General features: G+C 65.2%; 24 protein-coding genes. 10 read left to right on the top strand and 14 right to left on the bottom strand.

Annotation, left to right across the window (positions count from 1 at the left end):
* Positions 1-318: 318 nt before the first annotated feature.
* Together ACSBOB_RS00685 and ACSBOB_RS00680 are read right to left on the bottom strand one after the other, a co-directional pair.
* Positions 319-603 (bottom strand): hypothetical protein, encoded by a 285-nt coding sequence (locus ACSBOB_RS00685; RefSeq protein WP_442580555.1) that lies wholly within the window; start codon positions 601-603, stop codon positions 319-321.
* Positions 604-681: 78 nt separating this feature from the next.
* Entirely contained in the window at positions 682-1,467 is a 786-nt protein-coding gene (locus tag ACSBOB_RS00680) for a hypothetical protein (RefSeq protein WP_442580554.1), read from the bottom strand.
* Positions 1,468-1,676: 209 nt separating this feature from the next.
* On the opposite strand from ACSBOB_RS00680, the gene ACSBOB_RS00675 reads away from it, so the two are divergent.
* From ACSBOB_RS00675 to ACSBOB_RS00655, 5 genes are all read left to right on the top strand, one after another.
* On the top strand, positions 1,677-3,368 hold the full coding sequence (locus ACSBOB_RS00675) for a hypothetical protein (RefSeq protein WP_442583932.1): 1,692 nt from the start codon (positions 1,677-1,679) through the stop codon (positions 3,366-3,368).
* A 129-nt stretch (positions 3,369-3,497) separates the two neighbouring features.
* A complete protein-coding gene (locus tag ACSBOB_RS00670) occupies positions 3,498-4,022 on the top strand; it encodes a hypothetical protein (protein WP_442580553.1) in 525 nt (174 codons plus the stop codon).
* A gap of 162 nt (positions 4,023-4,184) precedes the next feature.
* On the top strand, positions 4,185-4,610 hold the full coding sequence (locus ACSBOB_RS00665; RefSeq protein ID WP_442580552.1) for a cysteine rich repeat-containing protein: 426 nt from the start codon (positions 4,185-4,187) through the stop codon (positions 4,608-4,610).
* A 25-nt stretch (positions 4,611-4,635) separates the two neighbouring features.
* A complete protein-coding gene (locus ACSBOB_RS00660) occupies positions 4,636-5,205 on the top strand; it encodes an OmpA family protein (RefSeq protein ID WP_442580551.1) in 570 nt (189 codons plus the stop codon).
* Positions 5,206-5,408: 203 nt separating this feature from the next.
* Positions 5,409-6,719, top strand: coding sequence for an alpha/beta hydrolase (locus ACSBOB_RS00655; RefSeq protein ID WP_442580550.1), 1,311 nt, complete (start codon positions 5,409-5,411; stop codon positions 6,717-6,719).
* Positions 6,720-6,903: 184 nt separating this feature from the next.
* On the opposite strand, the gene ACSBOB_RS00650 is transcribed toward ACSBOB_RS00655, so the two are convergent.
* The 4 genes from ACSBOB_RS00650 to ACSBOB_RS00635 all read right to left on the bottom strand — a co-directional run bounded on the left by ACSBOB_RS00650 (position 6,904) and on the right by ACSBOB_RS00635 (position 10,308).
* A complete protein-coding gene (locus ACSBOB_RS00650) occupies positions 6,904-7,890 on the bottom strand; it encodes a Gfo/Idh/MocA family protein (RefSeq protein WP_442580549.1) in 987 nt (328 codons plus the stop codon).
* A gap of 78 nt (positions 7,891-7,968) precedes the next feature.
* Positions 7,969-8,811 (bottom strand): aldo/keto reductase, encoded by an 843-nt coding sequence (locus tag ACSBOB_RS00645; RefSeq protein WP_442580548.1) that lies wholly within the window; start codon positions 8,809-8,811, stop codon positions 7,969-7,971.
* Positions 8,812-8,956: 145 nt separating this feature from the next.
* Entirely contained in the window at positions 8,957-9,547 is a 591-nt protein-coding gene (locus ACSBOB_RS00640) for a prolyl hydroxylase family protein (RefSeq protein WP_442580547.1), read from the bottom strand.
* 77 nt (positions 9,548-9,624) lie between these two features.
* A complete protein-coding gene (locus ACSBOB_RS00635) occupies positions 9,625-10,308 on the bottom strand; it encodes a CerR family C-terminal domain-containing protein (protein ID WP_442580546.1) in 684 nt (227 codons plus the stop codon).
* A gap of 105 nt (positions 10,309-10,413) precedes the next feature.
* On the opposite strand from ACSBOB_RS00635, the gene ACSBOB_RS00630 reads away from it, so the two are divergent.
* Genes ACSBOB_RS00630 through ACSBOB_RS00620 form a run of 3 tightly spaced genes read left to right on the top strand, consistent with a single transcriptional unit; the run spans position 10,414 to position 12,609 of the window.
* A complete protein-coding gene (locus tag ACSBOB_RS00630) occupies positions 10,414-10,881 on the top strand; it encodes a CYTH domain-containing protein (RefSeq protein ID WP_442580545.1) in 468 nt (155 codons plus the stop codon).
* Positions 10,878-11,810: a CHAD domain-containing protein gene (locus tag ACSBOB_RS00625; RefSeq protein ID WP_442580544.1), complete on the top strand. Its 933-nt coding sequence runs from the start codon at positions 10,878-10,880 to the stop codon at positions 11,808-11,810. Before ACSBOB_RS00630 ends, ACSBOB_RS00625 begins: the two co-directional genes overlap by 4 nt.
* The gene (locus ACSBOB_RS00620) at positions 11,797-12,609 is read left to right on the top strand and encodes a lipo-like protein (RefSeq protein WP_442580543.1); all 813 of its coding nucleotides are present in this window, start codon (positions 11,797-11,799) and stop codon (positions 12,607-12,609) included. The genes ACSBOB_RS00625 and ACSBOB_RS00620 overlap by 14 nt, the downstream gene beginning before the upstream one ends.
* Positions 12,610-12,627: 18 nt before the next feature.
* Here the strand turns inward: ACSBOB_RS00620 and ACSBOB_RS00615 are convergent, their stop codons facing one another.
* Positions 12,628-14,802, bottom strand: a complete 2,175-nt coding sequence (locus ACSBOB_RS00615; protein WP_442580542.1) for a bifunctional diguanylate cyclase/phosphodiesterase — start codon at positions 14,800-14,802, stop codon at positions 12,628-12,630.
* 133 nt (positions 14,803-14,935) lie between these two features.
* Positions 14,936-15,847 carry a LysR family transcriptional regulator gene (locus tag ACSBOB_RS00610; RefSeq protein ID WP_442583931.1) on the bottom strand — a complete coding sequence of 304 codons (912 nt, stop codon included), beginning with the start codon at positions 15,845-15,847 and terminating at the stop codon, positions 14,936-14,938.
* Between the two features lie 94 nt (positions 15,848-15,941).
* On the opposite strand from ACSBOB_RS00610, the gene ACSBOB_RS00605 reads away from it, so the two are divergent.
* On the top strand, positions 15,942-16,661 hold the full coding sequence (locus ACSBOB_RS00605; RefSeq protein WP_442580541.1) for an SDR family oxidoreductase: 720 nt from the start codon (positions 15,942-15,944) through the stop codon (positions 16,659-16,661).
* A gap of 33 nt (positions 16,662-16,694) precedes the next feature.
* Here the strand turns inward: ACSBOB_RS00605 and ACSBOB_RS00600 are convergent, their stop codons facing one another.
* Both ACSBOB_RS00600 and ACSBOB_RS00595 read right to left on the bottom strand, forming a co-directional pair.
* A complete protein-coding gene (locus ACSBOB_RS00600; RefSeq protein WP_442580540.1) occupies positions 16,695-17,390 on the bottom strand; it encodes a phosphatase PAP2 family protein in 696 nt (231 codons plus the stop codon).
* 115 nt (positions 17,391-17,505) lie between these two features.
* Positions 17,506-17,841 carry a hypothetical protein gene (locus ACSBOB_RS00595; RefSeq protein ID WP_442580539.1) on the bottom strand — a complete coding sequence of 112 codons (336 nt, stop codon included), beginning with the start codon at positions 17,839-17,841 and terminating at the stop codon, positions 17,506-17,508.
* Positions 17,842-18,043: 202 nt separating this feature from the next.
* On the opposite strand from ACSBOB_RS00595, the gene ACSBOB_RS00590 reads away from it, so the two are divergent.
* Positions 18,044-18,748: an SDR family oxidoreductase gene (locus ACSBOB_RS00590; protein ID WP_442580538.1), complete on the top strand. Its 705-nt coding sequence runs from the start codon at positions 18,044-18,046 to the stop codon at positions 18,746-18,748.
* Positions 18,749-18,760: 12 nt separating this feature from the next.
* On the opposite strand, the gene ACSBOB_RS00585 is transcribed toward ACSBOB_RS00590, so the two are convergent.
* The 4 genes from ACSBOB_RS00585 to ACSBOB_RS00570 form a co-directional block, all read right to left on the bottom strand.
* Positions 18,761-19,222: a MucR family transcriptional regulator gene (locus tag ACSBOB_RS00585; RefSeq protein ID WP_442580537.1), complete on the bottom strand. Its 462-nt coding sequence runs from the start codon at positions 19,220-19,222 to the stop codon at positions 18,761-18,763.
* 461 nt (positions 19,223-19,683) lie between these two features.
* Positions 19,684-20,820 (bottom strand): acyl-CoA dehydrogenase family protein, encoded by a 1,137-nt coding sequence (locus ACSBOB_RS00580; protein ID WP_442580536.1) that lies wholly within the window; start codon positions 20,818-20,820, stop codon positions 19,684-19,686.
* Positions 20,821-20,846: 26 nt separating this feature from the next.
* Positions 20,847-21,260 (bottom strand): thioesterase family protein, encoded by a 414-nt coding sequence (locus ACSBOB_RS00575; RefSeq protein WP_442580535.1) that lies wholly within the window; start codon positions 21,258-21,260, stop codon positions 20,847-20,849.
* Positions 21,261-21,271: 11 nt separating this feature from the next.
* Positions 21,272-22,441, bottom strand: coding sequence for an acetyl-CoA acetyltransferase (locus ACSBOB_RS00570; RefSeq protein ID WP_442580534.1), 1,170 nt, complete (start codon positions 22,439-22,441; stop codon positions 21,272-21,274).
* Positions 22,442-22,452 lie beyond the last annotated feature (11 nt).

Genomic DNA, 22,452 nt, shown 5'->3' with positions numbered 1-22,452 from the left:
GCGCGGCGGGCTCATCGCCCTCTCGGCGCTTTCCGTGTTCCCGTCCCGGAACCGCGTAGAAGCCGCAGGCGGTGCTGTTTCGCGTTCCGCAGCGGATCGAGACAAACGGACCGGGTTTCGCAGACCTGTTCGCCGCCCTGCGTTCGAAATCAACTTGGGCGACCTCGAACGGGGGCGGTTACGGTATGAGCCGCTTCTGCATAGGTTGCCTGCGGTTGGCTGCTCTATGGCCGATGTCGGACCCGGTTGGCAGTGGCATGCCGGCTGGCCCGAGTTCTCCGGACCGGACGGTCGGGTTGCAGCCGTGTCGGCGCAGGTCTATTTTTTCGGAACCGACCGCGCCCCTTCCTGCAGGACAGTTGCGAGTTCCGCGGCCAGTCGATCGATCAACTCCTGCCATTCGATCTTTCTTGCGTCGCGAAGCGCGGCCGGCGTTTCCGCGACGCTTGTAAGCGCCCATTCGGCTTCCGCGAGTTCTTCGCATATGTCACGGAACGTTTCACTGTCGGTCATCAGCTTGCGGATCGCGAACTCGGCATCCGGAAATCGACGTGCGGCCGCGGTAAATGCTTGTTTCCGTATTATCGGCTTACCCGTCTCCATGCGTTACTCTTCAAGATCGAGTTATAAATCCTGAATTGCCGGGGTTTTCGCTCGGCGCCGGCGCTCGCCGCCGTTCTTCTAGAAGTGAACCACGAGGCCCAGGATGGGGCCTTGCTGGACAACGTCGAAGAGGAAGCCGTCGTCGCTGTAGTCGACGCCGAGGGCCCGATATCCCGCCACCATCGAAAATCGATCATTGAACTTATAGCCAAGGGCCGCCGCGACATCCCAGTCGACATCGGCGCCTCCCGCGCCCACCAGGCCCCAGCCGGTCAGATAGATTTCCGGTGTGAACGAGTAGTTGCCGCGGATACCGACCAGGCCGTCCACCCAGGTTGCACCGTCGCTGACCGAACGGCCGTTCAAAATGCCGCCGTCGAAGGAAATTTGGGTATCGACCGACCAGACGCGGACGCCGCCCACCAGGTCCAGCCGGCCTGAGGGCCCTTCAAGGACAGAATAGCCCGCACCCAGAAGGCCGGCAAAAGTCTCCGACGACACATCGACATTGTCCGCCAGGATGCCACGGGGGGTACCGGAGCCGGACGATATTTTCGTGTAGATGATGTCGCCGAAGATGCTGTAGCGGTCGTAGCGTGCCTCTCCGATCGCCATTGCCGCGAAGTCGAGGTCTTTGAAAATATCGCTGAAGCTGGAATCGATGTGGACGACCGGGAGGCCGAATTGAGACGTATCGCCCGAGAGGCCGGCTGCCCAGAAGTAGGGCGCTACCGTAAACGTCCATCCGGATTCGGTCGTTGTCTGGGTTTCGGGGGTCATTGGCGACACGTTGTCGGCGGCGTCTGCGGCAAAGGTGGCGAAGAGGCTTCCCAGCAGGAGGCTGCAGATGATAGCGGCTTTCATTGTCCCGTCCCCAAATCCATGTTTCCGCCTGCGTTCGCAGAAGCAGTATCCATTTGCCCAGCCTACGCGCACGCGGTTGCGCAAGACCAGCAGATGGAGGTAAGTTACGTGGTCAGAGCTCATTTGCCGAGCAGAATCTGCGCCGACAGCGGCTACCTTGCTGTCAACACATTTGGGGGTGTGTTGTGGACCAGGCGGAAGCATCCGCAATGGGGGAGTACGCTCCCCCCGCGGAGGATTGTCGCGCCCAGCTTCAGCGCATCCTCGATAGCTCCGACTTCGATGCGACCGCCCGCGAGCGCCGCTTCGTCAGCTATGTCGTCGAGGAAACGCTGTCCGGCCGCGCGAGCCGGATCAAGGCGTATTCGATCGCAGTCGAAGTATTCGGCCGCGACGCTGCCTTCGATCCGCAGACAGATCCGATCGTTCGCATCCAGGCTGGCCATTTGCGCCGGTCCCTTGAGCGATATTATCTGACCGCGGGTCAGGCCGATCCAATCCTGATAACGATCCCGAAGGGCGCGTACGTTCCCACTTTCTCATTGCGGCCGCGGCCTGCCGCCAACGCCGATGTTGATCCGCCGCCCGCACCGGAGCCGGCGGAAAGCCCCAGGCCGGAGCGCTGGCGCAAGGCATCATGGCTGACCGTCGCGCTGGCTGCGCTTGTCGGGGCATTGGCTGTTCTCGCGCTGCAACTGGTGCCGGCCCATTTTCGCGCGACCATGCCTGAATCGCCGCGATTGCTCGTCGAGCCGTTCGAGGACCTGTCGGGAACGGAAACATCCGCCGCGGTGACGAGCGGGCTGAGGCAGGAGATCATTGGCCATCTCGCCAAGTTCAAGGACATCGTCGTCATCGAATCCACCGAACCGGGCGACGCGGCGGCCTCGCAGAGATTCGTCCTTGCCGGCAGCGTCAGCCTCTCGGCGGACGCGTTCCGTCTCCGCGTCAGGTTCATCAACCCCAGCAACGGTTCGGTGCTGTGGGCGAACAGCTATGACGGCGGCATGGACGTCGCCAAGCTCATCGAAGCCCAGGCCGACATCGCACGCAACGTCGCGACCAGCCTGGCGCAGACCTACGGCGTCGTGTTCCAGGCCGACGCGGCGCGCCATATCGACAACCCGCCGGACGACTGGGCCGCCTACGCCTGCACGCTTTCCTACTACGCATATCGGATCGATCTCGACCCGAAGGCCTATCCGGCGGTACGGGCTTGCCTGGAGAAGGCAGTGGAACGTTTCCCCGGCTATGCGACGGGGTGGGGGCTCCTGTCGCAGACCTACATCGATGGAATTCGCTTCCGCTATCCGTTCGACGCTGCGTCGGCCTCCTCGATCGAGAGTGCGCTTGCCGCGGCAAGACGGGCCGTGGGCCTCGATCCGCTCAACATCCGAGGCCTGCAGGCAGAAATGCTCGCGCTCTATCTCAGCGGCGAGGTCGACGCGGCCCTGGCGGTGGGCAAGCAGGCTATGGCCATCAACCCGAACGACACCGAACTGGTGGGCGAGTACGGATATCGCCTTGCCCTCTCCGGAAACTGGGACGAGGGATGCCCTCTGGTGGCGGAAGTCCGCGAACGCAATCCCGGGCCGCTTTCCTATTACGAAACGGCGCTTGCCCTTTGCTCCTATTTCCGCGGCGACAATGCGCAGGCGGCGATGTGGATCAGGAAGGTGAGCGCTCCCCTCAACGCCAACTATCATGCGATCGCGGCTGCGATCTTCGGTGAAGGGGGCCATAAAGCCGAGGCCGACCGGGAACGGGCCTGGCTCGAGCAGAATGCGCCGGGGCTGATCGAAAACGCGCGGAAAGAAATCGCCATGCGCTTGGCGCGGCATGAGGACGTGGAGGTTTTCATCGGCTCGCTGCGGAAGGCTGGCCTCCCCATCGCCGACTGAACGGCCCGGGCCACGTCGTTGCGATTCTGCGGGTACGATACAGTTACTTACCTTCCGTGCCGTCCGCCAATGCCCCAACGTCATTCAAGGCAACAAATGTTGCTTCCGGAACGCGTTGGGAGAAAGATCATGACGACACGACGGCAGCTTTTGCTGACGGCTTCCGCTCTTGCTGCCACAGCTGGAGTGCTGAACACACGAGACGCGCTGGCGGCAGATACGATGGCGGACTTCCTGTTCGTCCAGACCGCCAACGCGATGAGCTTCGACAAGGCGACGAGCAAGCTGACGCTTGAAGGCGTCGGCGGAACGACGCTGTTCTTCGCCGATCGTCCCGAACGGATCGCAGGCAACATGAAGACGGCAGCCTTCATCCCGTTCTGGAGCAAGGGAAAGGACAGCTTCCTTTCCGATCCGCCGAACGCCGACCTTTCGATCCTGGAAGGGAACGAACTCAGGCAGGTGGTGGTGGTTCTGGAGCAGCCGGAACTGGACGGCGACAAGCTCAGCTATACGGTTAAGGTGGTCGGCGGCGAGATGCCGGAAAAGGGGACCGACGTTTCCGTCTTCATCGACATCATCGGCATGCCCTTGACCCCCTTGTCCTACGCTGGCGTCGCGCGGCGCTCGTTCAGGCGCGCGGTCATGTATTAGGGTCTGTTGAGATTCAGGTGGACCGGCGGCGGATAACCAAATGCCGACGGTTCGTCCGTGTCTGCCCTGCTCCGGCAAGGCGGCAGCCTATACAGACGCCCGCAATTGTTTGTAGGTCGTGTGGCCCACAAACAAGCCACGATTCAACCGATGGAGTTAACAATGGCAAGACGACGTAACATCCTTGCGGGAGCGGTGCTGATGGCCGCCTTCGGCGCAATCGGCATCGCCCAGGCGCAGACCATCAGCTTCGCCGACGCCGCGACAGTCCTGGCCAAGGATTGCGGGGCGGACATCAAGAAACTCTGCAGCGGCGTCAATCTCGGCAACAACCAGATCCAGAGCTGCCTGGAAAAGCATCAGGCAAAGGTCTCGCCGACCTGCACAGCTTCGCTGGCCAGCGTCACCGCATCGATCGAACAAAGGCTGGCGGCACAATCCGTCGTCTTCAAGGTATGCGGCGGGGATGCGGCAACGTTGTGCAAGGGGGTCAAGGGCGAGGCGCACATCCTTCAGTGCCTGATCAAGACCACGCGCATCGACGGCCAGAAATGCAATCAGGCGATAACCGATGCCGGTTGGCGCTGAACCGGCCCGGACCAGGAGAACCAGAATGTCCTTTCATCGAATTCTTGCCGGCTTGACGCTGGCCGTCACCGTCTTCGCCGGTTCCGCCGAGGCTCAGCAACTCAGCGACCATCAGTTGATCGCCAGCCTTGGCAAGGTCGAGGCGGCGGCGCCGGTCGTCGACCTCGCTCTCCTGATGCAGGAAGCGGATGCCAATGTCGGAAAAGGCGTGGCCGGCCTTCCGAACTGGAGCAAGCTCGCGCAGCTTCCGCAGTTTGCGGTCGAGATCGATTTCGAGAACGATTCGATCGCCATCGAGCCGAAGTCCTATCGCACCATCGGTCTGATCGCCGACGCGCTCCATCATCCGCAGCTGCGCCACTACAAGTTCCTGGTCGTCGGGCACACCAGCGCCACCGGCAGCCCGCAGCACAATCTCCAGCTCAGCATGAAGCGTGCCGACGCCATCATGGTCGCCCTGGCAACCACATTCGCGGTGCCGGCGAACCGCTTGGTCGCCGTCGGTGTAGGGCAGGAATTGCCGCTGGCGTCGACCGACCCGAAAGCCGCGTCCAACCGGCGGGTCCAGCTGATCAATCTCGGGCTGGCGGAATAGTCCGCCCGACCGAACAGGCTCGGCTGAAAAAATCGCATCGGACGGCAGGGACTTTTCTGCCGTGCGATTCTTTCGGCAGGGCATGCCGGCTCGTTTGTCATGGTTCTTTGTTGGTCGTTGGGCTATGACTTGGAACCGAGCGAGCACCGCACCTGCAACGGCTGTCTCGAAAAGTAGCGCGTACGGGGATAGGTGGGACGACGATGAGCCGGTACTGGCCTTTCCATGCTCGAATTGTCGCGTGCGTCCTGCTTGCCGGGGGACTGCAGCTGGCCGGCTGCGCGAGCCGTCCGACGGGTGTGCTGACGCCGGTCGCCGAAACCGAGCCCTCCGCCAGCAAGGTGGAGATGATCGTGACGACGACCCGCAGCCACGCGGCCAACCCCGGCGAGATGTTCAGCGGCGAGCGCTCGCTTACCCCGGCTTTCGCGGAACTCACCGTGTCGATCCCGCCGAACAATGTCCGCAAGGTCGGCGAAGTCGCCTGGCCGAAAAAATTGCCGCCCAATCCCGCAACCGATTTTGCCGTCATCAAGGCTGCTGAAGTCGACCGGAAAGGCGCGGAAGTCTGGCTGAACAACGCCGTGGCGAAGAGTCCGGATCGCAGCGTGCTGGTCTTCATCCACGGCTTCAACAACCGCTTCGAGGATTCGGTCTATCGCTTCGCGCAGATCGTCAACGACTCCCGTGCGCACAGCGTCCCCGTGCTGGTCACCTGGCCGTCGCGCGGCAGCCTGCTCGCCTATGGCTACGACCGCGAAAGCACCAATTACACGCGCAACGCGCTTGAGAACCTGTTCCAGTATCTTGCGAAGGATCCGCAAATCAAGGAAGTCAACGTCCTGGCGCATTCGATGGGGAACTGGCTTGCGCTGGAATCGCTGCGGCAGATGGCGATCCGCAACGGCCGCCTGCCGCCGAAGTTCAAGAACGTGATGCTGGCCGCGCCGGATGTCGACGTCGACGTGTTCCGCTCGCAGATCGCCGACATGGGCGAGCAGCACCCGCAGTTCACGCTGTTCGTCTCGCGCGACGACCGCGCCCTCGCGGTGTCGAAGCGGGTCTGGGGCAACGTCTCGCGACTGGGCGCCATCGATCCCACGCAGGAGCCCTACAAGACCGAGCTCGCCGACAACAAGATAACCGTGGTCGACCTTACCCAGGTCAAGGCAGGCGACGATCTTCATCATAGCAAGTTCGCAGAATCGCCCGAGATCGTGCAACTCATTGGCACCCGCCTGTCGAGCGGGCAGACGTTGACCGACAACCGGGTGGGGCTGGGCGACTCGATCGTGGCGGCGACGGCGGGGGCTGCGGCGGCCGCGGGAACCGCGGCGGGCCTGGCGGTCGCCGCGCCCGTCGCGCTGGTCGATCAGAATACGCGGGAGAATTATGCCAGACATGTCGAGACGCTCGGGGACGTCGTGCCGGGCGCTGCTGCCACCGGTCCTCAGGTCAGGAAAACCTGTGGTGAAATGCAGGGACGTCGCGGCGAGAACTGCTATTCGAAATAAGAAACACGTCAGCCGGGGCCTCTCGCCAAGCACGTGGACATCGAGCCCGCGATATAACTCCGTCCCTCCGGCATGGTCGCCTATCTCGCCGGACCCGAAGCACGCTTCGTCACCGGCGCCGCACTCACCATCGACGGCAGCTACCTCGCCTGACGGGCGGCGAACGCCGGGACGGCATGGAGGCTCAGACCGGTTCCCAGCCGTCCTTGTTGCCGGCGCGGAAGATCGCATCGATGACCTTCTGGTTCTTCACCGAATCCTCGAGTTGGAACACCGCGTCTCCGCCGCCTTGCGCGGCGCGGGCGAAAGTCTCGACCTCCAGCCGGTACTGGCGGGTCGCCGGAAAGCGGAACACGGTCGCCTCGGTGTGGTTCTGGTTGTGCAGTTCGATGCGGTGGTGGTCGTAGTCGCCGGCGTTGAACGGCGCATGCACCTCGATGAAACCCTTTTCGCCATGGAAGACCATGAACTGGCGGAGCGCCATCTGGGTCGAGCAGTAGAAGGTCAGGTGGAAATCGCCGAAATCCGCCTTTGTGCTCGAATAGACGTCGGTGCCGAACTTTGCGTCGCGCTCGACAGTCGACTGCAGGCGCAGCGGCTCCTTGCCGGTGACGAAGCGGGTCGACACGGTCGGATAGACGCCGATGTCGGGCAGCGCGCCGCCGCCGAGCTCGGGAATATTGCGCATGTTGCCGGCATCGACATTGTAATAGGAGAAGGCGCCCTGCACATGCCGCAGGCGGCCGATCGCACCGCCCTGGACGAGGTCGCGGACCTTCTGCCATTGCGGATGGTAGACGACCATGAAGGCCTCGCAGACCAGCACCTTGTTGCGGTCGCGCGCCGCGATCACCTCGGCGATGTCCTCGGCCTTCAGCGCCAGCGGTTTTTCGACCAGCACATGCTTGCCGGCGTCGGCGGCCTTGATGGCCCATTCGACATGCTGGGAGGTCGGCAGCGGGATGTAGACGCCATCGATCGTGTCGGATGAAAGCATCTCCTCGTAGGAACCGAAGGCATGCGGCGCGCCGAATCGGTCGGCCAGGGCCCGGGCCTTCGCCGCGTCGCGGCTCGCCACCGCCGTCAGAACGCCGTTCTCGGCATCCTGTATGGCCGGCAGAAGCTGCTCGCGCCCGATTTTTGCCGTCGACAGAACACCCCAGCGAAACATTTTTCCATCCCTCGAACTAAAAGCCGGCGGACCGTAGCGCAGGCTCGGCGCGAAGGAAACCTCCAGAACGACGGCGCTTCAGATCATCTCCAGCCGCTGCTTGCGGCGCGGCGGCGGGAAGGCAGCGTCGAGTTCGGCGAGATCGGCCGGGGTGAGCTTGAGGTCGAGCGCGGCGCGGTTGTCGCGCACATGCTCCGGCCGCGTCGCCTTGGGAATGGCGATGACGTGCGGATGCCGCATCACCCAGGCCAGCGCCACCTGCGCGGCGCTGACGCCGTGGCGCGCCGCCACCTTGCCGATGCGGCCGTCGGTGGTCAGGTCACCCTGGCCGACCGGCGAATAGGCCATCAACGGCAGGCCGCGCGCCACCGCTTGCGGCAGCAGGTCGTATTCGATGCCGCGCGCCGAAAGATTATAGAGCACCTGGTTGGTCTGAACTGCGCTGCCGTCCGAGTCGGTCAGTTCCTCCATGTCCTCGGTATCGAAATTGCTGACGCCCCAGTTCAGGATCTTGCCCGCCGCCTTCAGCGTCTCGAAGGCCTGGACCGTCTCGGCAAGCGGCACGCCGCCGCGCCAGTGCAGCAGATACAGGTCGAGCCTGTCGGTGCCCAGGCGTTTCAGGCTGGCCTCGCAAGCGCGCATCGTGCTGGCGCGCGAGGAATTGGAGGGCAGCACCTTGCTGACCAGGAAAACCGCGTCGCGGCGGCCGGCAATCGCCTCGCGTACGACCTCTTCCGAACCGCCGGACGCATACATCTCCGCCGTGTCGACCAGCGTCATGCCGAGGTCGAGCCCAAGCTTCAGCGCCGCGACCTCGTCGGCATGCCTGCGCCGGTCCTCGCCCATCTTCCAGGTGCCGAGACCGAGCACGGGCACGTCGATGCCGGAAGGCAGGCGGGTGGTGCGTACGGGATCGGGCATCGGGCGGTCCTCGGACTTTTTTTGGCTGGGCAAACTGTAAGTTACCCGATCTCGGCTCGGAAGGGGGCTTCAGGTCGGGCGCGGGAACTTGTTTTTCTCAGCCTATCGTTCAAGGGACTGCTCGCGGCGAGCGCCCCAGCCAATCTCAGGCGCGCCGGTACATGACATCGGTGCGCAGCACGTATTTGCGGCCGGCAATCACCTCGTCGCCGCGGTGATCCAGCGGATGGTAGAAGGCCAGGGCCATTCCCTTCCTCGGTTTCACCTGCAGCGCTGACCCGGAATAGCCCGGCATCTCGCCACGAAACGACGTGCCGCCGCCCTCGAAATCGTCCGAGAGATAGATCATGAAGGTGAACTGGCTGCGCTCACCGGCCGGGCGCTCGAAATAACCGTCATTGTGCCAGTCGAATTTCTGGCCGGGGCCGTAGCGATAGAAGCGGAAACGCTCGTTGAAGCCGGAAATCCGCCAGTCCCCGAACCGCGCATAGAGAAGCGGGCGCGCGCGTGCGAAAAACAGGTCGGCAAGATCCTCATCATCGAAGACGACCCGGTCATTGTCGCGCAGATATTTCACGACAGACGCCCTACCGCCGCTGCTGACGGTGGCTTCCTCGAAGCCGCGCCGCTCGCTGTCGGCGATCAGCTCGTCGCATTCCCGATCGTCGAGAAACCCGTCGATCGTGCCGATATGCGTTGCCAGCCAGGTCATGGCGAGTTTTGCAGAATGTGTCATGTTCTACCTCCTGACATTCTCGGCGAGAAGGCCGGCCGGCAGGAGGCGCGCGACGAGAGGGATCGAACGGAGAAACCTCATGACCGGCCGCCTTTGCGGGCCGCGAGCATGGCGTCGAGGTTGCTTTTGGCCACGTCGACGACCGAGGCCGCTTCGTTCGCGCCGATGTCGCTCCAGCCCATGCGGCGCATCACCGGCTCGCGGGCGATGCGGAAGTAGATGACCTGACCGATCAGGGTGAACACCGTGAGCCTGGTGCTCTCGCTTTCGGCCGGCTCGCCGGTCGCCACTTCCCAGATGCGGCAGAGGCGCTTGTGCGTCGGCTCGAACACGCCGGTATAGATGCGGTCGAGGGCGGCTGTCGGGTGCGCCAGTTCGCGCAGCATGAACTGCACGATCTCGCCGGCTTCCGGGCGCGCCACGACGAAACCCACCATGCGCTCGATGGCGGCGGACAGTTGCCTGTGCGCGGCTTCGGCGTCCATGCCGGCCTCCAGCGATTGGTCGATATGCCCCAGAACCGGTCCGGCAACCGCCTGTATGGTGGCGACGATGTGATCGGCGGCGGCCATGCGCAGCCCGTCCTTGCCGCCGAAATGATAGGCGATGGAGCCGATATTGGCGTTGGCGGCGGCAGCGATCTCGCGCGTCGACGTGCCGTCGAACCCGCGTCTCCCGAACAGGCGGAGCGCCGCGATCACCAGCGCCTCGCGGGTCTGGTCGGCGGGCGATGCGGGGCGGGAGGCGTCCGGTTTCTTCATTGATGTTACTCAATCAATCGAATGATTGAAGTCAAGCCTGCCTTGCCGCCTGCGGGAAGCTGACTTAGACAGTGCGCTAGGGTTTACAGCGTCAGACAGTGCTGCATGGCGAAAGAGATAGAGCGCAGGTTTCTGGTTCCGGGCGGCGCGTGGCGGCCATTCGCCGGCGAGCCGAGGGCGTTCCGGCAGTTCTACCTGGCGGTCGGAAAGGATCGCAGCATCCGGGTGCGCATCAGCGACGAGCGGGACGCCTGGCTGACGACCAAGTTCGGCGAGACGACACACATACGCGACGAGTTCGAATATGCTATCCCGGTGGCGGATGCGCGGGAAATGGCGACTTTCGCCATCGGATCGCCGATCGTCAAGCAACGCTACCTCGTCGACCACCAGGGCTATCGCTACGAGGTCGACGTGTTCGCGGCGGCGCTGCAAGGCCTGGTGATCGCCGAACTGGAAACGCCCGATACGGTGGCCGACACGCTCCTGCCGCAATGGCTCGGTCGCGAGATCACCGGCGACAACGCCTATTCCAACGCTTCGCTCGCCCTCAACGGAATGCCCCCCGCATGAGCACCCGGATCGATCCGCGCCAGCCCTTCTCCGCCGAGATCCGCCGGATCGTATCGGAGGAGACGGGCATCGCGGTCGCCGCCCTGGAGACGGCGCGCACCGATCCCGACAAGGGGTTCCACGAGTGCCGAAAGGCGATCAAGCGGCTCAGGGCGGTGTGGCGGCTGATCCGCGGCGGTGACGAACCCTACTGCCGCGTCCAGGATGTGGACTTGCGCCGCACGGCCGGGCTGCTGGCCGGCCTACGCGAAGCGACGGCCCTGGTCGAAACGGCGCAAAGGCTGGCGGCCGCCGCCGATGACGAGGAGGAAGCCGCCGCGGCTGCCACGCTGCTCTCCGCGCTGGAGGCGCGCAGAAGCGTCATTTTGGAAGCGAGAGCCAACCTCGATCCGGCGATCGCCGATGCCACCGCGCATTTTTCGCGTCTCGACTTCACCGCCATGCGCCTGCCCGACTCGTCGGAACAGGCGTCGGAAATCCTTGGGCAAGGGGCGCGAAAGGGGATGCGTCGAGCGATGAGGGCGTTCGAGGCGGCGCGCGGGACCGGCGACGCCGAGGCGTTTCACGATCTGCGCAAGGCGGTGAAGGCGCTCTGCATGCAGGCCAGGCTGCTCAAATCCGTATGGCCGCACATGGGCAGCAACGACCGCAAGGCGATGGAGGCGTTCGGCGACCGGCTGGGCGAACTCAACGACCTCCATGTGATGGATACCCTGCTTGCGGCCGAAGGCGCCGGTCTGGTGGGTGAGGACGCCTGCGCCGTATTGCGCGCAATGATCGCGGCAGGCGCGCAAAAGCTCAAGCGCCACTGCCTGCGCGATGCCGGCAGATTGCTGGAACCCCGTCCCTCCCCGGTCGCCCGCGAAATCGCCGACCGTTACAGCCGCCGCGCCGGAAAAGCCCCGCGGCGTTGCGATGTCGCAGCCTGACGACACGCTGCTCGACCGTTTCGGCAGGTGGATCGCCGGCCGCCTGCAGGAAACCTCGTCGGGCTACGAACCCTACACGCCGTCGGATGCCGACACGCTGCGCCGCACGCTGGAGCCCGGCGACGTGCTGCTGGTCGAAGGCAACCAGCGCATCTCGGCGGTCATCAAATACCTGACGCAGTCGACCTGGTCGCATTCGGCGCTGTATGTCGGCGACGCGCTGCCGGCCCCTGCCGACGGCTCGGAGCGGCCGCGCATGATCGAGGTCAATCTCGGTGAAGGCTGCGTCGCCGTGCCGCTCAGCAAATACCGCACCTACAACACGCGCATCTGCCGCCCACGCGGCCTGACGCCCGAGGACCGCGATGTCGTCGTCAGGTTCATGGTCGAGCGCATCGGGCTGAAATACGATCTGAAGAACATCATCGACATGCTGCGCTATTTCCTGCCGGCGCCGCCGGTGCCGGTGCGCTGGCGGCGGCGCATGATCGCCTTCGGATCGGGCGACCCGACGCGCGCCATATGCTCGACCATGATCGCCCAGGCCTACGAGCAGATCCGCTATCCGATCCTGCCCGAGATCACCCGCGCGCCGGGGCGGGCGTCGGCGCAGTCGGCCTATTCGCGGCAGGAGATCCTGCACATCCGCCACCATTCGCTCTACACGCCGCGCGATTTCGACCTCTCGCCCTATTTCGAGATCGTCAAGCCGACGCTCGAATACGGCTTCGACTACAAGACCGTCGTGTGGTCGGACGAACGGCCCGCGCCGGTCGGAGAGACCGCCGCCGACCCATGACCGGAGCCTTGCCGGCACCTACTTCTTGTCGGCGATGGCCGGCAGAAATCGCGCGGCGCGCGTCTGGACGGCAAGTTGCGCGGCAGGCAGGGGCAGCGAGAGCAGCGCCCCCTGGATCTCCTGGCAGCCAAGAGCCTCCAGCAACGCCTTTTGCTCGGCGGTCTCGACGCCCTCGGCGGCGACGCGCATGCCGAGCGCGATCGCAAGCTCGGCGACTGCCTTGACGATCGCCGCGGCCGGGTCCGAACTGCCCAGCAATCGGACGAAGGAGCGGTCGATCTTCAGCTTGTCGACGGGATGGCGGCGCAGCGTCGTCAGCGACGAAGCGCCGGTGCCGAAATCGTCGAGGGATATCCGGATGCCTGCCTCGCGCATGGTGGCCAGGGCGGCCAGCGCGGCATCGCCGCCGTCCGCGAACAGGTTCTCGCCGATTTCCACCTGGAAGCGCGAAGGGTGCACGCCAGCCTCGGCGAGGATCGACAGGACGCGTTGCGCCGCCGTTTCCCGCAGCAGGAAGGCCGGCGAAAGCGCCATGGCGATCCAGGGCAGCTCCGTCGTGCCGGCAAAGCGGGCCGCCGCCCGCAGCATCTTTTCGGTCAGCGCGCCGATCAGCCCGCGTTCGGCGGCGATGGCGACGAGCTGCCCGCCCGGCAGTTTGCCGGGGCCTGTTCGGCTCCAGTCGAGCGTCGCCTCCGCTCCCACGATGGTGCGCCCGTCCATGGCGAACACCGGCTGATAGGCGAGGTCTATGCCGTCCTCCTCCTCGAGCGCCTGCCGCAGTTCCCGCTCGATCAGCAGCTTGTGCTTGAGGATGTCGTCCATGTCGCCGGCGAACACCTGGTAGCAGCCCCGGCCGCGGCGCTTCGCCTCGTAGAGCGCGATGTCGGCCTTGCGCAGCAGTTCCTCCGGTTCGATGCCGAATTCCGGCGCGATCGCGATGCCGATGCTGGCGCTGATGAAAGCCTGATCGCCCGTCAGTTCGAACGGTTCACGCAGGTCGGCGAGGATCCGCTCGCTCACCTCTTCGGCGGTCCGCAGGTCGCGGATATCGACGAGGATGATGGCGAACTCGTCGCCGCCGACGCGCGCCACGGTGTCGATGTCGCGGATCGCGTCCTGTAGACGCCTCGCGGCCTGCTTGACCAGCAGGTCGCCCGCCTGATGGCCGAGCGTGTCGTTCACATGCTTGAAACGGTCGAGGTCGACGCAGAGCAGCGCCATCCGCCCCCGTCCACGCCGGATCGCCGTCAGGGCGCGGCTCAGCCGGTCCTCGAACAGGGCGCGGTTGGGCAGGCCGGTCAGCGTGTCGTGGAACGCCAGGTACTGGGCATCGTTCTCGCTGTTGTGAAGCTGCTGCGAGGTGCGCCGAAGCCTGCGCAGCAGGAAGACGAGCAGCGCCACGCCCAGCAGGCTCGCCGCGATGAGGGCCGGAGCCGCCTGCTTCACCAGCGTGTAGCCGGGGCGGACCGGTTGCCAGGTCAGATAGCCGAGTGTCATGCCGGCGGAATCCACCAGCGGCACGCTGGCCGGAACCTGCGGGTCGGCGGCGGAGAATACGGCTCCTTCGATCAGGAAGTGCTGGCCGATCTGTCCGATCAACTGGGCGTCGATCAGTTGCACCGATACGTCGACATATTCGGCGCCGGCCTCCTGGGTGACACGGTCGGTGCTGGGCACGATGGGCTGGACGGAAACGATCGCCGGTGTCTTGCCGATAAGCGCGAGATCCTCGGCGACCGCCGGCGCTACCGATCCACCGGCGTTGGATGCGGTGCGGTCGAGCTGCTCGCGCAGTTTCAGGACGAGCGGCATGACCGCCGCCGCCTCTTCCTCGAAAGCCGCGGGCGGAAGGGTGTGGCCGTCCTTCATGACGTGGACGGGGCGATTCCTGTCGTCGAGTACATAGACGCGGTCATGGCCGTAGTAGGAGTGCATCCACTCGCCAAGATTCTCGGCCATCCAGTCCTGGTTGCCTGCCTTGGCGTTGAGGACGGCGTCGTCCCAGACGGTGACGCTCTGCTGCTCTCGGATGAGATTCTCGACCTGCTCGGCGAGACCGCTGCGCACGAAGGTCTTCTGCCGCTCGACGGCGATGCGGTCGACACCGATGACGGCATATACGCTGAACGCGAGGACCAGAACGAAAGAGAATGCGGCAGCCGCGATCACTGCGAGGGTGACCTGAAACGTCAACGGTCTATGCTTGTTCTGGATCTGCATCCCCCGGGTGCCGAATTCGATCATCAACGCACTTAGTATCGACGGATTAACATCACGTTAGAGGCATGGCGCCGGCTTCTGCGCACGTGTTTCGGCGCGGCGCCTTTCAGCCGGGTCCCGGGTCGCAGATCATTTCGAGAAAATCAAGGAATGCCCTGACTTTGAGCGGGGCCAGTCGACGCGACGGATAATAGGCGTAGAGCGGAAACCGCTCCTCCGACCAATCCGCCAGAACCTGCACCAGGCGTCCGCTCGCCAGCCATGGCGTTAGCCCCAGTTCGAGGCTCTGGAACAACCCTTTTCCCGCCTCGCAAGCCGCGAGCGCCACCGAGGGATCGTCGGTGACCAGCTTTCCGGCCACCTCAACCTCGACGATCCGGCGTTGCCGGTGGAACTCCCATTTAAACGGTCGGCCGGACTGCGGATCGCGGAACAGGATCGCCTCATGGCTGGCGACATCGGCTGGTTCCTTCGGAATGCCGCGGCGCTCCAGATAAGCCGGCGCGGCGCAGGTGATGATTCTCGTCTCGAGCAGCTTTCGCGCGATCAGACTTGAGGAATCGGGCGGACCGAAGCGCACGGCCAGATCGACGCCGCCGGCCATCATCGCCTCGCGATGGTTGGTGACCGGCAGGTCCAGCGTGAGCAAGGGGTGCCGCTCCAGCAGTTCGGGCAGCCGGGGCGCCAGCACGCCGCGCGCGAACCACGGGTCGGCGCTGAGCTTCAGCCGCCCCCGCACGGTTGCGTTCGAACCGGCAGCTTCTTCCGCCGCCTCCTCGATCTCCGTCAGGAGTGGCGCCACCTGCTCGTGAAAACGACGGCCCTCCTCGGTGAGTGACACCGCGCGAGGCGTCCGGTGGAAGAGCTTTATGCCGACCCGGGCTTCCAGCCGGGCGATCGCCCTGCTGACGCCGGACTGCGTGATGCCCACGGTCTCGGCGGCGCGGACGAAGCTGCCGCTTTCGACCACGGCCACCATCACTCCTATCCCGGAAAGCAGGCGGGGGTCGAATGCCATCATGACTCCTTATCATCCTTGTATGGACAAAGATGCGTTGGAGGCAAGATGAAATCCGGATCAGGAATGGGGCCTTCAACAGGAGACCCTGACCATGACCTTCCAGAACACGCACATCATCATCCTCGGCGGCAGCTCAGGCATCGGGTTCGCGGTGGCGCAGGCAGCGGCGGAGGAAGGCGCGCGCGTCACCATCGCCTCCAGCAACGGCGCACGCGTCGCCGCCGCGCTCGAGGCGCTGCCGGAGAGTGCGGAGGGAAAGGCGCTCGACCTCACCGACGCGCATGCCGTGCAGGCATTCTTTGCTGAGACCGGCGCGTTCGACCATCTCGTCTACTCGGCCGGCGAGTCGTTGAAACTGGCGCGGCTGGCCGACACCGACCTGGAAGCTGCGCGCCGCTTCTTCGAACTGCGCTATTGGGGTGCCTACAACGCGGCAAGGCATGCGCATGGCATGATCCGGCCGGGCGGGTCGATTGTCTTCACGTCGGGCGTGGCAAGCGCGCGGCCGGGGCCGGGTTGGTCTGTGGCGGCGAGCATTTGTTCGGCGATGGAAGGGCTGACCCGCGCCCTGGCGCTGGAACTCGCGCCGGTGCGCGTCAACATCGTCTCGCCCGGCGTCGTCAGGTCGCCGCTCTGGCGGGACATGCCAGCGGAGGCGCGGGATGCGCTCTACGCGGCGGAGGAGAAGCGCCTTCCGGTCGGCCACGTCGGCGAGCCACAGGAGATTGCGGCCGGCTACCTCTATCTGATGCGCCAGACCTATGTGACCGGCCAGACGCTGGCGATCGACGGCGGCGGCCTGCTGGCTTAGCGCCAGACGACGGATGACCGGGAACCGGCGGCGTTACGGGCGATTGTCGGGCCGGCGGCTGAGCACCCATTGGGCGGTCAGCCAGCAGGCCATCGCCCAGGCCGCACCCGCGCACCAGCCCGCCAGCACGTCCGACGGCCAGTGCACGCCGAGATAGACGCGGCTGGCGCCGACGAGGAACGTGGCCAGCAGCGCCAGGAAGAGCAGGTAGATGCCGGCCGTCCGGTTCGGCGCGACACGGGCGGCGAGCGCGCCGAGCGTCAGATAGGTGACTGCCGACAGCATGGCGTGGCCGCTGGGGAAGCTCAGCGTATAGACTTCGGCCAGGTGTGGCACGAGTTCGGGGCGCGGCCGGTCGATGCCGAGCTTCAGCAGGCTGCTGAGCAACTGTCCGCCGGCCACGGCGACCAGAACGAACAGCGCGGCGGCGCGGCGGCCGGTCAGGAGAAGGTAGCCGATCGTCGCCGCCGTGACGAAGACCAGCACGCTGCCGCTGCCGAGGGCGGTGAGGTCGCGGACCGCTTCCGCCATCCAGGGCGGGCCGATGGGCGCTGCCGGATCGCCGGGCACGCGGAAGGCCAGCAGGATCGCCGTGTCCAGACCGTGCGGCTGGGTGTCGCGGGCGACCTCCGCCATCTCGACGAAGCCGTAGAGGCCTCCGGCGATCGTGATCGCGGCGACGAGCACCGAGAATTCGACCTTGCTGGCGATGTCCCTGATGCGCGGCATGCCCGAAATCCTCGTCCGTTGGCTGAGGCTCACCTATGGCCGGAGCGGGAGGATCGCAAGCCGGCATCCGGCTTTGTCATCCAACAGCCGCCCGTCGGTGGCCGGCGCCTGGTGTCTACCTGCCCAGCGCGGGGCCGAGCGTGATCAGCCCGACGGCGATGATCGCAAGCACGATGCCCGTGCCTTGCAGGAAGGTCAGGTGCTCGCCGAACCAGGCGATCGCGATGACGTTGACGGCCACAAGCTGGATGACGGCCGAGAGGCTGAACGCCGAGGCCATGCCGAACTCGCGCACCAGCCTCAGCATGATCAGGTTGCCGCCCGAATAGAGCGCCAGCGTCAGCAGCAGCTTGCCGAGGCCCGGCGTCAGCGCCCAGGATTTGGCAACGGTCGCCGCGATCAGGAAAACCGCGGTCGATGCGGCGAGTTGCAAGAATCCCGATAAAGTCACGCGGCTTTCCCCTTTGCGCCCGGCGCAAGGCCGCAACGTCCGCGCGATCTCTGTGTCATGCCTGCCGGGCCGTCAAGATGCCGGGCGGCAAGCCTGGCGTGGGCCACGCGATCTCCGCTCCTGCTCCAGCCGTGACCTGGCGCTAGGCGGCCGCCCCGTTCGGCGCTACAGCGAAGAAAGCAAAGAATGAAGGAGGGCTAGCATGGCGGAAAAGAAAGTCGCGATCATCACGGCGGGCGGCAGCGGTATGGGCGCCGACGCGGCGCGCAAGCTGGCGGACGAGGGTTTTAATGTCGCGATCCTGTCGTCTTCCGGCAAAGGCGAGGCGCTGGCCGAAAAACTCGGCGGCATCGGGGTCACCGGCTCCAATCGCTCGAACGACGATCTGAAGCGGCTGGTCGACCTGGCGGTCGCCAAATGGGGGCGCATTGACGCGGCGGTGAACAGCGCCGCCCACGGGCCGCGCGCGCCGGTGCTGGAGCTCACCGACGAAGACTGGCACACCGGCATGGAGATCTATTTTCTCAACGCGGTGCGCGTTGCACGGCTGGTGACGCCAGTGATGCAGGCGCAGAAGTCGGGATCGATCGTTAACATCTCGACCTATGCGGCGTTCGAACCCGAAGCGCTGTTTCCAACCTCCGGCGTCTTCCGCTCCGGCCTTGCCGCCTTCACGAAACTCTTCGCCGACAAATACGCGGCCGACAACATACGCATGAACAACGTGCTGCCGGGTTTCATCGACAGCCTGCCGGAAACCGGCGAACGCCGCGAACGCATCCCGATGGGCCGCTACGGACGGATGGACGAGGTATCGGAACTCATCGCGTTTCTTGCCGGTGACAAGTCGAGCTACATCACCGGCCAGAACATCCGTGTCGATGGCGGCATCACGCGCTCGGTGTGATGCCGGCCCGACTTAAGCGGCGGCCGCCGTCTTGCGTCGGCCCCGCTTGGCAACCGGGGCCGGCTCCTCCTTGGGCTTGCGGCCAAGTCCCATCGTCTTGGCCAGTTCGGAGCGGCGGGCAGCATAGTTCGGCGCCACCATAGGATAGTCGGCCGGCAGGCCCCACTTCTTTCGGTAGTCTTCCGGCGAAAGACCAAACGCCGTGGACAGATGGCGCTTCAGCGACGTGAACTTCTTGCCGTCCTCGAGACAGATCAGGAAGTCGCCCTGGATGGACTTCTTGATCGGAACGGCAGGCGTCAGCACCTCCGGAACAGGAGGTGCTTCCACTGGTGAAATGCGATTGAGCGCATTGTGGACATCGCCGATAAGGCCGGCGAGTTGCGGAACTGGCACCGCATTGTTGGAAACATAAGCCGACACGATCTCGGCGGTCATGCTTACCAAATATCCGTGTTCATTCTGTTCTGACATGAAAATATCCCCAATATCTCACGATCCGCATAAAGCGGTGGAACCGCGATAGACCGGGCGTAGAGCCGGCGCAATACACGAATTCCTCTCGGTTTTGTGGCCCGGCAATCAGCGCGTGCCGCCGAGCATTGCCGGTAAATGTTTGAAAGCGTTGGATGATGGCGTTTGCCGCGAGCCGGCCGAAGAGGCCATGACTTGCGGCTGCGCAGCGGCGATACGACTTAACCGATTTAAACCGTCATGCGGGCACGGTTGGGGCATACGGGGCCGACGATCCGGCCGGATTCCAGCACGACCGTGCCCAATCTGGAGACATTTCCGCAGGATTCTCGCGACCCATGCCGGAATGCCGGCGGAGACCACGAACCGGCTCGGCCGACGAATGCCAAGGACCTAAATATCCTGTGATTTATAGTGCCGCCCGCTATCTTTATCCGGCAACAGATCCTTTCGGGCCGGGTCTAGCGCAACAACTCGCGCGCGATAACCATGCGCTGCATCTCGCTGGTGCCCTCGACGATCTCGAGCACCTTGGCCTCGCCCAGCAGCCCGGCGACCGCATGCTCGTCGAAAACGCCGTAGCCGCCGTGAACCTGGATGGATTGCGTTGCGGCCTTGAGCGCGAGCTGGCTGGCGAACAGCTTGGTCATGGAACTCTCGGTGCGAAACGGAATGCCGTCGTCGGCCAGCCGCGCGGCGTTGGCGATCATCAACTCGACCGCGTGTATCTCCGTCGCGATGTCCGCCAGCGGGAAGGCGAGGCCCTGATGCTCCAGGATCGATGCGCCGAACAGTTTTCGCTCGCGGCCATGGTCGCGTGCCAGGTCCAGTGCCTTGCGGGCCAGGCCAAGGCCTATGGCGGCGACGAGGATGCGTCCGACGCTGAGCACGGTCAGCACCTGCTTGAGCCCGTCCCCGCGCCTGCCGATCAGGTTGGCTTTCGGCACCCTGACCTCGTCGAGGAACAGCTCAACCGAATCCGCGACGCGCCAGCCGATCTTCGATTTGCGCCGGCCGAACGAGAAGCCGGCGGTTCCGACCGGGACGACGAATGTGGAGAGCCCCTTGCCTCCCTTGTCCGGATCGGTCACCGCGACCACGGTCGTGAAGCGGTGCGGAGGCGTGCCGGCATTCGTGGAAAACACCTTCGCGCCCGTCAGCACGAAGTCGTCGCCGTCTTCGATCGCGCGGGTGCGGATGTTGGCGATGTCCGATCCGCCGTGAGGCTCGGTCACGCCGAAGGAGCCGATGAAGCGTCCTTCGTTCGCCGGCCGCAGCCACTCTTCCTTGAGCTCCGCCGAGGCGTACCGGTCGAGCAGCGACGCCGGCGCACTGTGGCAGATATAGATCGCCGCGAAGGACGGCTCGACCCGCGCAAGGGCTTCCGTCACCAGCGCGGCACCCCGGACGCCGAGGCCGGCCCCGCCGAAGGCCGGGTCGTAGGCCGTCCCGAACAGGCCGAGGTCGCCGAACTCGGCGACGAGGCGGGTCGGGAAGGAATGGTCCTCGATATGCACGCCGATGCCGGGCGCCAGCCGGTCGCGCGCGAAGCGCGTCACGGCCGCATCGAGATCGGCTCGAAACGACAAGAAATCCATTCCATCCTCCTGCGACGGCCTGTGGCTCAGGCGTCCGATCCATCGAGCTTCCGACGTTTCGCGGCGACGCGGTCCAGCATCGGCGCCAGCGCCACGGCGACCCGCTGGTGGCATCCCGCCGCGATCAGCTCCATCCCGTCGCGCACCTGAAACTCGAAGGTGACGCGCCGCCCCGCCACCTCCGCCACGGTGGCCTCGATCCGCACGCGGGATCCGGGCAGCCCGGCCGCGAGGTGATCGATCTCGACCCGCGTCCCGACCGAATCGTGGCCGGGTTCGAGATGCTGCAGCAGCAGGTCGCGGCACAGCATCTCGGCGTCCCAGACGATTTCCGGCGTCGCGTAGACGCGAAGCTCCTCGCCCATGAAGGCGATCGTCCGCTCCCGGTCGATCACCAGTTCACAGCTCGCCGTCGCCCCGATCCGAAGCTGCGTGATCAAGGCGGGCTCCCTCAGCGCAGCCGCTGCAGGATGCTGACGTAGTGTGTGACGGCAGCACCGCCCATGTTGAAGATGCCGGCCAGTTCGGCGCCGGGTATCTGCATGTCGCGCGCCTCGCCCATGAGCTGGAGCGACGACATGACGTGCATGGAGACGCCCGTCGCGCCGATCGGGTGACCCTTCGCCTTCAACCCGCCGGACGGATTGACCGGCAGCCTGCCGTCCTTTTCGGTCCAGCCCTCGTTGATCGCATCGGCGCCTCGGCCACGCGCGGTCAACCCCATCGCTTCGTACTCGACCAGTTCGGCGATGGTGAAGCAATCATGGGTCTCGACGAAGCTGAGATCGTCGAGGGTGATGCCGCCGGAGCGGGCGAAGGCCTGTTTCCACGCGACCTCGCAGCCTTCGAGCAGGCCGAAGTCGCGCTTGCTCATCGGCTTGAAGTCGTTGACATGCGCCGTCGCCCGGAAAGCGATCGCCTTCGGCATGGCCATGGCGGTCTCGACATCGGTGATGATCACCGCGGCCGCGCCGTCGGACACGGCGGAGCAGTCGGTCCGCTTCAGCGGGCCGGCGATCACCGGGTTCTTCTCCGATTCCGTGCGGCAGAACTCGAAGCCGAGATCCTTGCGGAAATGCGCCAGCGGATTGGCGGCGCCGTTGCGGTGGTTCTTCGCGGCGATCCGCGCCAGCGCATCCGACTGGTCGCCGTGGCGCGCGAAATAGTCGCTGGCCATCGTCGCGAACATGCCGGCCGCGCCCGACTGGATGTCGGACTCCTCGCGCAGATAGTTGGCGCTCAGCAGGATCGGCCCGACCTCGCGGCCGGGAATGGACGTCATCTTCTCCGCGCCGACGACGAGAACGATGCGGGCCCGGCCGGACTCAACGGATTTGATGGCCTGCTGAATTGCCGCCGATCCGGTGGCGCAGGCATTCTCGACGCGGGTGGCCGGCTTGAAACGCAGCGCGTCCGCCGCCTGCATCGGCATGGACGACAGGAAGGTCTCCGGGATGAAGCCGCTGCCGAAATGTCCGACGACGATCTCGTCGACGTCCGCTGCGTCGATGCCGGCGTCGGCGATCGCGCCGGCCGTCACTGCCGACATCAGCGATTCGATGTCCTCCTGATCCAACTTGCCGAAGGGTGTGTGGGCCCATCCTACGATGCACGCAGTCATGTCGTTCTCCT

This window comes from Mesorhizobium sp. KACC 23794 (assembly GCF_052180275.1).
Classification (GTDB): Bacteria; Pseudomonadota; Alphaproteobacteria; order Rhizobiales; family Rhizobiaceae; genus Kumtagia.
This window is presented reverse-complemented; position numbering and strand designations above follow the sequence as displayed.